The 13,368-nt window shown below is 68.1% G+C and carries 13 protein-coding genes; 8 read left to right on the forward strand and 5 right to left on the reverse strand.

The features are described 5' to 3' along the window. The first annotated feature begins 108 nt into the window (after positions 1–108). From pyrC to ACFFII_RS06725, 7 genes are all read left to right on the forward strand, one after another. Positions 109–1,152, forward strand: a complete 1,044-nt coding sequence (gene pyrC / locus ACFFII_RS06695) for a dihydroorotase (protein ID WP_377698099.1) — start codon at positions 109–111, stop codon at positions 1,150–1,152. Beyond that, a complete protein-coding gene (locus ACFFII_RS06700) occupies positions 1,149–1,817 on the forward strand; it encodes an orotate phosphoribosyltransferase (RefSeq protein WP_377698100.1) in 669 nt (222 codons plus the stop codon). The genes pyrC and ACFFII_RS06700 overlap by 4 nt, the downstream gene beginning before the upstream one ends. A gap of 139 nt (positions 1,818–1,956) precedes the next feature. Next, positions 1,957–3,450: a replicative DNA helicase gene (locus ACFFII_RS06705; RefSeq protein WP_377698101.1), complete on the forward strand. Its 1,494-nt coding sequence runs from the start codon at positions 1,957–1,959 to the stop codon at positions 3,448–3,450. Beyond that, the gene (locus ACFFII_RS06710; RefSeq protein WP_090752338.1) at positions 3,441–3,797 is read left to right on the forward strand and encodes a DMT family protein; all 357 of its coding nucleotides are present in this window, start codon (positions 3,441–3,443) and stop codon (positions 3,795–3,797) included. The genes ACFFII_RS06705 and ACFFII_RS06710 overlap by 10 nt, the downstream gene beginning before the upstream one ends. A gap of 120 nt (positions 3,798–3,917) precedes the next feature. Next, positions 3,918–5,315, forward strand: a complete 1,398-nt coding sequence (locus tag ACFFII_RS06715; RefSeq protein WP_090752336.1) for a helix-turn-helix domain-containing protein — start codon at positions 3,918–3,920, stop codon at positions 5,313–5,315. A 232-nt stretch (positions 5,316–5,547) separates the two neighbouring features. After that, the gene (locus ACFFII_RS06720) at positions 5,548–6,741 is read left to right on the forward strand and encodes a DUF5930 domain-containing protein (protein ID WP_377698102.1); all 1,194 of its coding nucleotides are present in this window, start codon (positions 5,548–5,550) and stop codon (positions 6,739–6,741) included. Next, positions 6,731–7,228, forward strand: a complete 498-nt coding sequence (locus ACFFII_RS06725; protein ID WP_090752332.1) for a bactofilin family protein — start codon at positions 6,731–6,733, stop codon at positions 7,226–7,228. Before ACFFII_RS06720 ends, ACFFII_RS06725 begins: the two co-directional genes overlap by 11 nt. A gap of 52 nt (positions 7,229–7,280) precedes the next feature. On the opposite strand, the gene ACFFII_RS06730 is transcribed toward ACFFII_RS06725, so the two are convergent. The 4 genes from ACFFII_RS06730 to ACFFII_RS06745 form a co-directional block, all read right to left on the reverse strand. Next, positions 7,281–8,237: a DUF2189 domain-containing protein gene (locus ACFFII_RS06730; protein WP_377698103.1), complete on the reverse strand. Its 957-nt coding sequence runs from the start codon at positions 8,235–8,237 to the stop codon at positions 7,281–7,283. Further along, a complete protein-coding gene (gene coaD / locus ACFFII_RS06735; RefSeq protein ID WP_377698104.1) occupies positions 8,234–8,752 on the reverse strand; it encodes a pantetheine-phosphate adenylyltransferase in 519 nt (172 codons plus the stop codon). The genes ACFFII_RS06730 and coaD overlap by 4 nt, the downstream gene beginning before the upstream one ends. A gap of 83 nt (positions 8,753–8,835) precedes the next feature. Further along, entirely contained in the window at positions 8,836–9,276 is a 441-nt protein-coding gene (locus ACFFII_RS06740) for a CBS domain-containing protein (RefSeq protein WP_090752324.1), read from the reverse strand. A 57-nt stretch (positions 9,277–9,333) separates the two neighbouring features. After that, a complete protein-coding gene (locus ACFFII_RS06745) occupies positions 9,334–10,230 on the reverse strand; it encodes a LysR family transcriptional regulator (protein WP_377698105.1) in 897 nt (298 codons plus the stop codon). A gap of 95 nt (positions 10,231–10,325) precedes the next feature. On the opposite strand from ACFFII_RS06745, the gene ACFFII_RS06750 reads away from it, so the two are divergent. Continuing rightward, a complete protein-coding gene (locus ACFFII_RS06750) occupies positions 10,326–11,825 on the forward strand; it encodes a CoA-acylating methylmalonate-semialdehyde dehydrogenase (RefSeq protein ID WP_377698106.1) in 1,500 nt (499 codons plus the stop codon). Positions 11,826–11,865: 40 nt separating this feature from the next. Here the strand turns inward: ACFFII_RS06750 and ACFFII_RS06755 are convergent, their stop codons facing one another. Continuing rightward, the gene (locus ACFFII_RS06755) at positions 11,866–13,347 is read right to left on the reverse strand and encodes an NCS1 family nucleobase:cation symporter-1 (RefSeq protein ID WP_377698107.1); all 1,482 of its coding nucleotides are present in this window, start codon (positions 13,345–13,347) and stop codon (positions 11,866–11,868) included. Positions 13,348–13,368 lie beyond the last annotated feature (21 nt).

A 13,368-nucleotide genomic window follows, 5' to 3' on the forward strand; every position in this document is an offset into this window, starting at 1 on the left:
CCGGGATCACCCTGCACGGCGAAGGCTGCGCGCACAGTTGCCACGGCCTGCCCTCGGGCAACGTCGGGCTTCTGGCTAACGCCATACGGTTCATTATAGATGCAAGTCATGAACAACTTCTTGCGACTGCGCCGTCCGGATGACTGGCATCTTCACCTGCGCGACCAGCAGATGCTGGCGGCCGTGGCTCCCTGGTCCGCCGGACTGGGCCGGGCGATCATCATGCCCAACCTCGTTCCTCCGGTAGTGATAGGGACGCATGCGGCAGAATACCGCGCCCGCATCCTGGCTGCACTGCCGGAAAACGCGACGTTGCGTCCGCTGATGACGCTGTATCTGACCGAGACCACCGATCCGGCCGATGTCCTGGCCGCCCACGGGGCCGGCATCATCTCGGCGGTCAAGCTGTATCCGGCCGGCGCCACCACGAACTCGGCCAGCGGCGTGCGCGACTTCGCCCGCGTGCGGCCCGTGTTCGAGGCGATGGCCGAGGCGGGCATCCCCCTCTGCGTCCACGGCGAGGTGACGGACCCGGCCGTGGACATCTTCGACCGCGAGGCCGTCTTCATCGACCGCGTGCTGGACCCCGTCCGCCGCGCGACGCCGGGGCTGCGCGTGGTGATGGAGCACGTGACCACCAGAGAGGGCGTGGACTACGTCCGCGCGGGCGGCGACATCGGCGCGACGATCACGACGCATCACCTCGTCATCAACCGCAACCACATCCTCGCCGGCGGCATCCGGCCGCATTACTACTGCCTGCCGGTCGCCAAGCGCGAATCCCACCAGCTGGCGCTGGTCGAGGCCGCGACCTCGGGCGACCCGCGCTTCTTTTCCGGCACCGACAGCGCGCCGCATCCCGACCGCGCTAAGGAAAGCGCCTGCGGCTGCGCGGGCTGCTTCACCGCGCCGAACTGGCTGCCCATCTGCGCCCATGTCTTCGAGGAAGCCGGGGCACTGGACCGGCTGGAGGGCTTCACCAGCCTGAACGGCCCGGCCTTCTACCGCCTGCCTTCCAACGAGGACCACATCCGCCTCGTCCGCCGCGACGAGCCCGCCGTCTTCCCCGACCGCATCGAGGCGGGGGGCGAGACCGTGACCGTCTTCGACCCCGGCTTCCCCCTGTTCTGGCATATCGAGACCGACGCATGACCCTGACTTTCCCCACGCGCGAGGAGATCGCCCGCCTTTCGGCCCGAATGCTGCTGGAAATCAGGGCCGTGCATTTCTCGGCCGAGCCCTTCACCTATGCCTCGGGGCTCAAGGGGCCGACCTATATCGACTGCCGGAAGCTCATCTCCTACCCCCGCATCCGGGGCACGCTGATGGACTTCATGGCCGCCACCGTCTGCCGCGACGCGGGCTTCGAGGCTTTCGACAACATCGCGGGCGGCGAGACAGCGGGTATCCCCTTTGCCGCGCTGGTCGCGGAACGGCTGGGCCTGCCGATGACCTATGTCCGCAAGAAGCCGAAGGGCTACGGCCGCAACGCCCGGATCGAGGGCGAGATGCGCGAAGGCCAGCGCGTGCTGCTGGTCGAGGACCTGACGACCGATGGCGGATCCAAGCTGTCCTTCGTCGATGCGATCCGCGAAACGGGGGCGAGTTGCGCCCATACGGCGGTGATCTTCTACTACGGAATTTTCCCCGAGACGACGCAGCGTCTGGCTGACCATGGTGTAACGCTGCATCACCTGTGCACGTGGTGGGACGTGCTGGAAGAAGCCAGCGCGCAGGGGTCTTTCGACGCTGCAACCCTTTCGGAAGTCGAGACTTTCCTGAACGACCCGCGGGGCTGGCAGGCGGCTCATCCCTGATTCAGCCACAGGGTTATCCACAAGTTCATCCCTTATCCACAGGCTTTCCACCGATCCGTCCCGCGCCGATGCGGGGCGGGATCGTGGACCCACCGGCCTGGTCGTGAGATAGTCGGCGCACCCGAGTCGAGGACATGAGATGAACGAGCTTCGCGCGCTCGCGCCCCGCCCCCCGGCGGCCGCTGACGAGTCCGATACCCCTTCCGTGCCCTTCTCGATCGAGGCCGAACAGCAGCTTCTGGGCGCGCTGCTGACCAACAACGATGTGTTCGACTCGATCACCCGCCTGATCCGGGCCGAGCATTTCTACGACCCCGTCCACCGCCGCATCTTCGAGCTGTGTTCCGAGCGCATTGTCCGGAACGCGCTGGCCAGCCCGGTGACGATCAAGGCCTTCATGGAACATGACGCGGGGCTCAAGGAACTGGGCGGCCCCGCCTATCTCGCGCGTCTGGCCGGTGCGGCGGTGTCCTCCTACGCCGCGCGCGACTATGCCCGGATGATCCGCGAATTCGCCCTGCGGCGCGAACTGATCGCCCTGGGGCAGGAGATCTCGGCCCGTGCCGCGACCGTCGCCATCGACGACGACGCCGAGGACCAGATCAAGACCGCCGAACAGACGCTCTACAAGCTGGGCGAGCAGGGCGTGGCCGAGCGCGGCTTCCAGTCCTTCCTGCAGGCCGTCACGGGCGCCGTGGAAACCGCGAACGCCGCCTATCAGCGCGGCGGCAAGCTGTCGGGGATCTCGACCGGGCTGATCGACCTCGATGCCAAGCTCGGGGGCCTGAACAAGTCGGACCTGCTGATCCTAGCCGGGCGCCCCTCGATGGGGAAGACCTCGCTGGCGACCAACATCGCCTTCAACGTCGCCAAGGCGCACCGGATGGGCGACCTGCCCGACGGCAGCCGGGGCACGGTGGACGGCGGCGTCGTCGGCTTCTTCTCGCTGGAAATGTCGGCCGAGCAGCTGGCCGCGCGTATCCTGTCCGAAGCCGCCGAGGTGCCCAGCGAACTGATCCGCCGGGGTGAACTGTCCGAGGAGGAATTCCGCCGCTTCGTCGAAGCCGCCCACGCCCTGCAGAACTGCCCGCTGTATATCGACGACACGCCCGCGCTGCCGATCAACCAGCTGGCCGCCCGCGCCCGCAAGCTCAAGCGGACCATGGGGCTCGACCTGCTGATCGTGGACTACCTGCAGCTTCTGCGCGCGGCCTCGGCCAAGGACAGCCGGGTGAACGAGGTGAGCGAGATCACGCAAGGCCTCAAGGCCATCGCCAAGGAACTGAACATCCCCGTCATCGCGCTGTCGCAGCTAAGCCGCCAGGTCGAAAGCCGCGAGGACAAGCGCCCTCAGCTGTCGGACCTGCGTGAATCCGGCTCGATCGAGCAGGACGCCGACATCGTGATGTTCGTCTTCCGCGAGGAATACTACCGCGAGCGCGAGAAGCCCTCGGACCATGACCTCGACAAGATGGCCGACTGGCAGAAGCTGATGGAACAGGTCCATGGCAAGGCCGAGGTCATCATCGGCAAGCAGCGCCACGGACCCATCGGCTCGGTCGAGCTCAGCTTCGAAGGCCGCTTCACCCGCTTCGGCAACCTGGAACGGCACCACGTCCAGCAATGGGGCTGAGCCTGCCGGTCCCCGTTGTCACCATCGGTCTGCTGGTCGCGTCGAACCTGTTCATGACGCTGGCCTGGTACGGGCATCTCAAGTTCAAGACGGCGCCGCTGGTCACGGTGATCCTGGTCAGCTGGGGCATCGCCTTCTTCGAATATGTCCTGCAGGTGCCCGCGAACCGCATCGGTCACGGGCACTTCAGCGCGGCCCAGCTGAAGACGATCCAGGAGGTCATCAGCCTGACCGTCTTCGCGGGCTTTTCGTGGCTCTACCTCGGCGAGCGGCTCGGCTGGCAACACGCCGTCGGTTTCGGGCTGATCTGCGCGGGCGCCTGGTTCGTGTTCCACGACTGGGGGTGAGGACCTGTGCACCGGATGCACGAGCGATGCACAGGCCATGCACAGCCGATCTGAACGCCATCCTGCATTTGCGTTTGCAAATCCGCGACGATTTTGCAAACGACGCGGCAGGAGGGACCGATGGCCAGCCACAAGATCTATGCCGGGGCCTCGCTGCGCGAGACGCGCAACCGCCACGGGCTGACGCAGCGGGTCTTTGCCGACCGGCTGGGCGTCTCGCTGCCCTATCTCAGCCAGATGGAGAACAATCACCGCCCCGTTTCGGCCGGGGTGCTGCTGCGGCTCGCGTCCGAATTCTCGGTGGACGTCGGCGCGCTGGCGGCCGGCGACGCGGACCGGATGGTGGTGGATCTGGCCGAAGCGCTGGCCGACCCGCTGTTCGACGATGCGCCCACGCTGGCCGACATGCGGCTGGCGGCCTCGAACACGCCGGGGCTGGTGCGGGCCTTTCTCGACCTTTACCGCGCCCACCGCGAGGGGCAGGACCGGCTGGCGGCGCTGGACGAGGCCATCGGCGCCACGGGCCAGAATGCGCTGACCTCGCCGTGGGAGGAGGTGCGTGACTTCTTCCATTACTGCGACAACTACATCGACGCCGTGGACCGCGCCGCCGAACGCTTCGCCTGCCCCGAGGGGCGGCGCGTACCCCCCATGGAGCGGGCGCTGGCGGCGCTGGCGGAACGCGGCATTTCCGTGCGCACCGCCGAACTGCCGCCCGGATCGGTCTTCCGGCGCGACGGCGAGGTGATCACGCTGAACGCGGTGGCGGACCCCGCGACGCAGGTCTTCCAGCTGCTGAACCTCGTCGCGCGGGAAACCCGGGCCGAGCTGCTGGACGCGACGCTGGATCTGGCCCGCTTCCGCAGCGAGGCGGCAAGGGACATCGCGCGGCTGGGGCTGGCCAACTATTTCGCCGGCGCGGCGCTGCTGCCTTACCGCAGCTTCCTTTCGGCGGCGCGGGCGGAACGGCACGACCTTGAACGGCTCGCGCATCTTTTCGGCGCCTCGCTGGAGCAGGTGGCGCATCGGCTCTCCACCCTGCAACGGGCGGGGGAACGCGGCCTCCCCTTCTTCTTCGTCCGCGTCGACCAGGCGGGCACGATCACCAAGCGCCATTCCGCCACGCGCCTGCAATTCGCGCGCTTCGGGGGCGCCTGCCCCCTGTGGAACGTCCATCGCGCTTTCGAGACGCCGGGCCAGTTCCTGCGCCAGCTCGCGCAGACGCCCGACGGGGTGCGCTACCTGTGCCTGTCGCGCGAGGTGTCCAAGCCCGGCGGCGCCTTCCGCGCGCCCGTGCGCCGCTTCGCCATCTGCCTGGGGGTCGAGATCGCCCATGCGCGCGAACTGACCTATGCCGATGACCTGGATGTCGCGAACCCGGCGGGTTACGAGCAGATCGGCGTCAGTTGCCGCATCTGCCCGCGGCAGGATTGCCACCAGCGGTCCGTCCCGCCGATCGACCGGAAGGTGACGATCCCGGGCGACCGCACCGGCCCACTGCCCTACGCGATCGCCTGAGTCGGCAAGGGCTGCCATCGTCGCAAGGGCGGGTTTGCGCGGAAAGGTTCCACCCTTTCTGCCGCATTGGGCGAGGTTCCGCCGACCAGAATGCAAAGATTTCTGCAAGCGTTGCATGCGCGCCACGGTTTCCGTTAGCAAGCCGCAACCTCGAGGCCTTGGCCTCGGCCTCTCACGACTGGATCACCCCATGACGCGATCGGCTTCTCTCCGTTCCGCAACCGATACTCCTGTGGCTGCGCCCCGCCGCCCGATGGTGCGCCGGGTCGGCACGGTGATGGCCTTCGGCTGGGCTGCGGTGGCCACCTCGATCCTGGCGCTGGACGCCACAGGCCCGCACACCACAACGGCCGCCTTGGAAGGCGAGCTTGCGCAACTGGTCGCCGAGCGCGACGCCCGCGCGGCCGAGGCCACGGCCGCGCAGACGCGCTTTACCGCCGCGCTGGACCAGATCTCGGCCATGCAGTCACAGTTGCTGGCATCGGAAGAAAAGCGGCGCGAGCTGGAAAGCGGCATCGGCGCGGTCCAGGCCTCGCTGCACGACGCTCTGGCCGAGACGCAGGACACGCGCCGGCAGTTGGCCGAAGCCGAGGCCCAGGCGTCCGGCGCCCTGCCCCAGGCCGCGCGCGCCGAGGAAATGTCGGCCGCCCTGGGCGTCCTGTCGGACGAGCTGAAGACCGCGGCCGCCGAACGCACCGCCGCCGCCATGCGCGCCGATCAGGCCGTCCGCACGGCCGAGGCGATGGCTGTCGAGCGCGACGCCATGATCGCCCGCAACGAGGAGATCTTCGCCCAGCTCGAGGAAGCCGTCGAAGCCTCGGTCAAGCCGCTGGACGAGATGTTCAAGCAGGTCGGCGTGGACAGCGAGCAGCTTCTGGCGACCGTCCGCGAGGGTTACGAGGGCACCGGCGGCCCGCTGACGCCCATGGGCTATTCGTCGCGCGGCAATGCGGCGATCACGGAATCCGAGGCCCGCGCGAGCGAGGTCATGGTGTCGCTGGGCAAGGTCAAGGATTACAAGATCGCCGTCAGCAAGCTGCCGCTGGCGATGCCGGTCAAGTCGGCGTTCCGCTTCACCTCGGGCTTCGGCAAGCGCTGGGGCCGCGCGCACCAGGGCATCGACATGGCGGGCCCCGTGGGCACCCCCATCTTCGCCACCGGCGACGGTGTCGTGACCTATGCCGGCTGGCAGCGCGGTTATGGCAACCTGATCAAGATCCAGCACGAGCTGGGGACCGAGACGCGCTATGGCCACCTGTCGAAGATCCGGGTGAAAGTGGGCCAGAAAGTCTCGCGCAACAGCCTGATCGGTGATATGGGCAATACCGGCCGCTCGACCGGGCCGCATCTGCATTATGAAGTGCGCGTGGACGGTAAGGCCGTGAACCCCATGAGCTTCATCAAGGCCGCACAGAATGTTTTCTAAGACCCGCGTCACAGAACCCGGCCCTCGGGCCTTTACCCAGGACTCCGAAGTGAACCGGCCCGTGATGGACACCAAGCCCGACTTTCCCGCAGCTCCCCAGCCGATGCGTGCGCGCTCCGGCCCCTCGGTCCTGTCCAGCGACCTGACGGTCAAGGGCAACATCACGACCCAGGGCGACGCCCAGATCGAGGGCGTGGTGGAAGGCGACATCCGCGCCCACCAGCTGACGGTCGGCGAAAGCGCCACCATCCGCGGCGAGATCGTGGCCGACGAGATCATCGTGAACGGCCGCGTCGTGGGCCGCGTCCGGGGCCTCAAGGTGCGCCTGTCGGCCACCGCGCGGGTGGAAGGCGACATCGTCCACAAGACCATCGCCATCGAGTCGGGCGCGCATTTCGAGGGCTCGGTCCAGCGGCAGGAAGACCCGCTGGGCAACGGCATCACGCCGAAGCTGGCGCCGCCGCAGCCGGTTGATCTGGACGACTGATTCCCCCGACAGCGGGTACGGACGGGCGCCCCTGCGGGCGCCTGTTTTCGTTTCAGCCCTCGTCGTCCTCGGGGGGCAGCAGGTGGCGGTACATGTGCCAGCTGGCATGGCCCAGCACCGGCAGGGCGATGAAGAGCCCCAGAAACAGCGGCGCGATCCCGGCGAACAGGATCAGCGCGATCACCAGCGCCCAGGCGAGCATCACCAGCGCATTCGAGGTCACCGCGTCGAAACTGGCGATGATGGCGCTGACCAGGTCCACCTCGCGGTCGAGGATCAGGGGCAGCCCCCCCACGGTCATGCCGAAGAGCGCCGCGGCAAAGCCCGCGCCGATCACCGTGCCCAGCGCCAGCATCGTCAGGCCGCGGCCCGTCAGCAGGATCTCGGGCGAGGTGGTGATGTTGGTCAGCGACTGGATGCCCATGAAGACCGCGAAGATCGTGTGGGCGACGAAAACCCAGAACATGAACATCAGCAGGATCGCCATCGCCATCGACGGCACCTGCCGGTCCTTCTGCGCGAAGACCGCGCCCAGTACGCCCGTCCAGTCGAGCGGCAGGCCGGCCTCGATCCGGCGGCTGACCTCGTAAAGGCCCACGGCCGCGAAGGGGGCGATCAGCGGAAAGCCCACGACAAAGGGCATCAGCCACCATTCCTGCCCCGAGGCGGTGGCGACGGCGGTCAGCACCAGCCCGCCCAGCACGTAGAACCCCGCGAAGAACAGGCCGAAGGCGGGCGCGCGCTGAAAGTCGGACCAGCCCGCACGCAGCGAGTCGGCGATGGCGTCGAAGCCGACCAGCGCGGGCGTGGGGATGGCGTCGGGGGTGATGTCGTCGCGGACCGAGCCGGGGCGGTAGGGCGTCCCCGGCTCGTCGTAGCTGGTCAGCCGGGTGAAGTTCACGCGGCGCGCCCCGGCGGGACCGGGCGCGGGGTCCGGCGCCGGGTCCGGCATCGGCGGCCGGGTCGGATCGGGGATCGGCTGCGGCCTTGGAACGCCCGGATCGCTCATCCCGCCTTCCTTTCGGCAACTGGGGCTGCATAGCGCGCGCGCAGGGCCCCGTTCACGGCGGGGGTGACGAACTTGGACACGTCGCCCCCCAGCCGCGCGATCTCCTTGACCAGCTTCGAGGCGATGGCCTGCCGCCGGGCGTCGGCCATCAGGAAGACGGTTTCCACGCTGGCGTCCAGCGCGCGGTTCATGCCGACCATCTGGAATTCATACTCGAAGTCGGCCACTGCCCGCAGGCCGCGCACGATGACGCTGGCGCCCACGTCGCGGGCGCAGTCGATCAGCAGGTTCTCGAAGGGATGGACCACGATCTCGACCCCGCGGGCCTGACCGATGGCGTCGCATTCCGCGTGGACCATGGCCACCCGTTCCTCGAGCGAGAACAGCGGGCCCTTGTCGCGGTTGATGGCGACGCCGATCACAAGGCGGTCCACCAGGGTCGCGGCGCGCTGGATGATGTCCACATGCCCCAGCGTGATCGGGTCGAAGGTGCCAGGATAAAGGCCGATCCGCATGGGTCTGCTCCGTTCACGGTTCCGTCAGGAACGCAAACCGAAACGCCGCCGCTTTGCAAGCGCTGCCATGCAGCGGCAGGGCCTCAGTTGCCCATGATCATCCCGGTCAGCGCCTCTTTTTCGGCGTTCAGTTCCTTGAGGCGCCCGAACACCACGTCCCCGATGGACACGACCCCCAGCATCTCGCCCTTGTCGTCCACCACCGGCAGGTGGCGGAAGCGCCCTTGGGTCATCCGCTCCAGCACCTCGAGCGCGTCATCGGCGCAGACGCAGGTGCTGACCTTGCGGGTCATCATCTCGCTGGCCGTGCGCTCCAGCACCTCGGCGCCCGAACGGCCCAGTTCGCGCACGATGTCACGCTCGGACAGGATGCCCTCGGCCTTGCGTCCGTCCGAGGACACGACCACCGCGCCGATCCGGCGTTCCGACAGCAGCCGCGCCGCCTCGGCGACCGTCGTGTCGGGCCGGATCGTCACGATCTCGTCGGGACCGGACTTCATGGCGAGGATCTGCTTCACGATCATGGCGGGGCCTCTTGGCGTTCGTTTCACCACCCAGCGTTGCCGCGACGGATCGTTTCGTCAACCCTGCGCATCGACCAGCGCCTCAAGCCGCGCCACCTCGCGGCGCAGGCCCAGCGCCACCGCCTCGGCCAGCCGGTTCAGCCGGGCCGAGCGGCGGTCGTCGGCCGGACGCAGAAGCCAGAAGGACCGGGTCAGCGCGATCCGGTCGGTCAGCACCCGCCGCACTCCCGGCGCAAAGGGGATGGCGAAGTCATGGACGATCCCCAGCCCCGCCCCGGCCCGGATCGCCTGCATCTGCACGCTGACCGAGTTCGACGACAGCGCGGCATGGTCCGCCCCCGTTTCCGACAGGTAGTCGAGCTCGCGGTCGAAGATCATCTCGGGGATGTAGCCGATCATCCGGTGGCCCCTGAGGTCCGCGGGGCCGAGGATCGGCGGGTGGCGGTCGAGGTAATCGGCGTGCCCGGCCAGATGCAGGCGGTAATCGGCGATCTTCTGGATCGCCGCGCGGCCCGTCTGCGGGCGGCTGACGGCAATGGCCATGTCGGCCTCGCGCCGGGACAAGTTGAAGACGCGCGGCAGGGCGACGATCTGGATTTCCAGCCCCGGATGCTCGTCCATCAGCCGCGCGGCCAGTTGCGGCATCAGGTAATTGGCGCAGCCGTCCGGCGCGCCGATCCGCAGCTGTCCCGTCAGGCCCCCCTGGGTGAGGGCCTCGGCCGCCGCCTGGGCCGCCACCTCGGCGGCCTCGGCATGGGGGACCAGCGCCGCACCCTCGGGGGTCACGGCATAGCCCTGCGGGGTCTTGGCGAACAGCACCCGGCCCAGCGCGGTTTCCAGCCGCGCCACGCGCCGGCCCACGGTCGAGGCGTCCATCCCCAGCCGCCGGCCCGCGCGGGACAGCGATTCCTCGCGCGCGACAGTCAGGAAGATGCGGAGGTCGTCCCAGTCCATACCTGCATTCCTGCAAAACGGTTTGGCCGCATCGTCGCTTTACGCCTGCGTTTGCGCAAGGGTAGGTTCCGCCCGAACCAAGGGGAGAGCCTATCATGCGCGCCATTCACCACTGGATCGACGGCAAGGAAGCGCCCGGCACGTCCGGCCGCACCGCCGATGTCTTCAACCCGGCCACCGGCGAGGTGCAGGCCAAGGTCGATCTCGCCTCGAAGGCCGAGATGGACGCCGCCATCGAGCGCGCGGCAGAGGCGCAGGTGAAATGGGGCGCCACCAACCCCCAGCGCCGCGCCCGCGTGATGATGGAGATGGTGCGGCTGCTGAACCGCGACATGGACAAGATGGCCGAGATGCTGTCGTCCGAGCACGGCAAGACCTTCCCCGACGCCAAGGGCGACATTCAGCGCGGCCTTGAGGTCATCGAATTCTCGATCGGCGCGCCGCATCTGCTGAAGGGCGAGTTCATCGACGGCGCCGGTCCCGGCATCGACATGTATTCCATGCGCCAGCCGCTGGGCGTCGTCGCGGCGATCACGCCCTTCAACTTCCCGGCCATGATCCCGCTGTGGAAGCTGGGTCCCGCTCTGGCGTCCGGCAACGCGGTGATTCTGAAGCCGTCCGAGCGCGACCCGTCCGTGCCGAACATGATCGCGGCGCTGTTCCAGGAAGCCGGGCTGCCCGACGGCGTGCTGCAGGTCGTCCACGGCGACAAGGAAGCGGTGGACGCGATTCTCGACAGCGAGATCATCCAGGCGGTGGGCTTCGTCGGCTCGACCCCGATCGCGCAGTACATCTATGAGCGTGCGGCCCAGACCGGCAAGCGCGCCCAGTGCTTCGGCGGCGCCAAGAACCACATGATCATCATGCCCGACGCCGACATGGACCAGGCGGCGGACGCGCTGGTGGGCGCGGGTTACGGTGCTGCGGGCGAGCGCTGCATGGCGATCTCGGTCGCGGTGCCGGTGGGCGAGGAAACCGCCGACCGCCTGATCGAGAAGCTGGTGCCCCAGATCGAGAAGCTGAAGGTCGGTCCCTGGACCGCCGGCAACGACATCGACTACGGCCCGGTCGTGACGAAAGCCGCCAAGGAGAACATCCTGCGGCTGGTGGAACGCGGCGTGGAGCAGGGGGCGGAGCTGGTCGTGGACGGCCGGGACTTCAGCCTGCAGGGCTATGAGGACGGCTTCTTCGTCGGCCCGCATCTCTTCGACCGCGTGACGCCGGACATGGACATCTACAGGACCGAGATCTTCGGGCCGGTCCTGTCCACCGTGCGCGCGGCCTCGTATGAGGAAGCGCTGAAGCTGGCGATGGACCACGAATACGGCAACGGCACGGCGATCTTCACCCGCGACGGGGACGCCGCGCGCGACTTCGCCAGCCGCTGCAACATCGGCATGGTCGGCATCAACGTCCCGATCCCGGTCCCGCTGGCCTATTTCACCTTCGGCGGCTGGAAGAAGTCGGGCTTCGGCGACCTGAACCAGCACGGACCGGACGCCTTCCGCTTCTACACCCGGACCAAGACGGTGACCTCGCGCTGGCCGAGCGGCATCAAGGAAGGCGCGGCCTTCAACTTCAAGGCCATGGACTGAAGGACGCAGGGCGCCCCTGATCGGGGCGCCCTGCCCCGCCCTAATGCGGGCCGGTGCTGGCCGGGGTCCGGCCCGTCGTGCCGCCCGACCAGACCGCGTCGCCCCGGCGCATCAGCCAGTAGCTCGCCCCGCCGATCAGCACCCCGAAGAACCAGCCGTAAAGACCCCACCAGGACGGCAGGATCGTGGTGAAGGTCGGCAGGATCGAACTAAACACCATGCCCACGAACAGCGCGACGAAAGCCTTGCCGTGAAAGCCGCCGTTGAACCGGAACTCGCCCCCTTCGCGGTAAAGATCGGGCACGTTCAGCCGAGCGCGCCGGATGAGGTAGTAATCGACCATCATGATCCCGAAGATCGGCCCCATGGTCGAGCCGATGAAGTTCACGAAGCGCGTGGCCCCCGTTTCCCAGGGCGCCCAGGGGTAAAGCACCAGCGCGATCCCCGCCGCGATCAGCCCGCCCCGCCTGAAGTCGATGGCGCGCGGCGCGGCGTTGGAGAAGTCGAAGGCGGCCGAGACGAAGTTCGCCACCACGTTGATCCCCAGCGTCGCCACGACGAAGGTCAGCGCGGCCAGGAGCGCCAGGAACCAGCTGTCGAACTTGGCGCTAATCTGGTCGGGATGCAGCAGCACCTCGCCATAGACATGGAAGGCGGCGGTGGTCGTCACCCCGGCCACAAGGCAGAAGGCCAGAAGGTTCACAGGCAGCCCCCAGAGGTTGCCGATCCTGAGCGACCGTTCCGAGGTCGCATAGCGCGAGAAGTCGCAGAAGTTCAGGTAAAGCGCCGCGAAATAGGTGATCCAGGTCGCCGCCACCGCCATCAGCGTGGGCAGGCTGCCCGGCGGAGTCGAGATGCCCGCGTCGCGCGTCGCCTCGACCAGCACGTCGCGGGGGATCTCCTCGCCGAAGCTGAAGCGGCCGGACTTGATCACCAGATAGATGGCCAGGATCAGCATCATCAGCCAGACCGCCGGCCCCGCCCAGTCCTGGAAGCGGCGCACCGTCTCCATCCCGCGCTGGATGATGAGAAGCTGCGCGGCCCAGACCAGCAGGTAGCAGATCACCTCGAGCGTGGAATGGCCCAGCATCTGGCTGGACTGGTGGAATTCGAGCATCGCGGGCGAGCGGATCATCAGCGCGACCAGCGCCCCCGAGGCCGCTGCGGTCTGCGCGCCGTACCAGAAGCAGGCGACGAGGCCCCGGATCAGCGCGGGGATGTTCGCGCCGAAGGTGCCGAAGGACGCCCGCGCCAGCACGGGAAACGGCACGCCTGTCCTGACGCCCGCGACCCCCACAAGCGTCATCAGCCAGTAGATGACCAGCGAGCCCGCCCCGATCGCCAGCAGGAAGTTCCAGAAGTTGCCGCAGAGCAGGAACAGGCTGGCGGCAAGATAGTAGCCCCACAGCGAATGGACGTCCGAGGTCCAGACGTTGAAGATCGAGAAGGCGCCCCAGCGCCGTTCCTGCGCGGGGGCGAGGTCCTCGTTGTAAAGCGCGGGCGAGGGATTGGTGACATGCATGGGAGATCCGCTTCTGCATGG

Source organism: Paracoccus niistensis, assembly GCF_042432925.1.
GTDB classification, from domain to species: Bacteria; Pseudomonadota; Alphaproteobacteria; order Rhodobacterales; family Rhodobacteraceae; genus Paracoccus; species Paracoccus niistensis.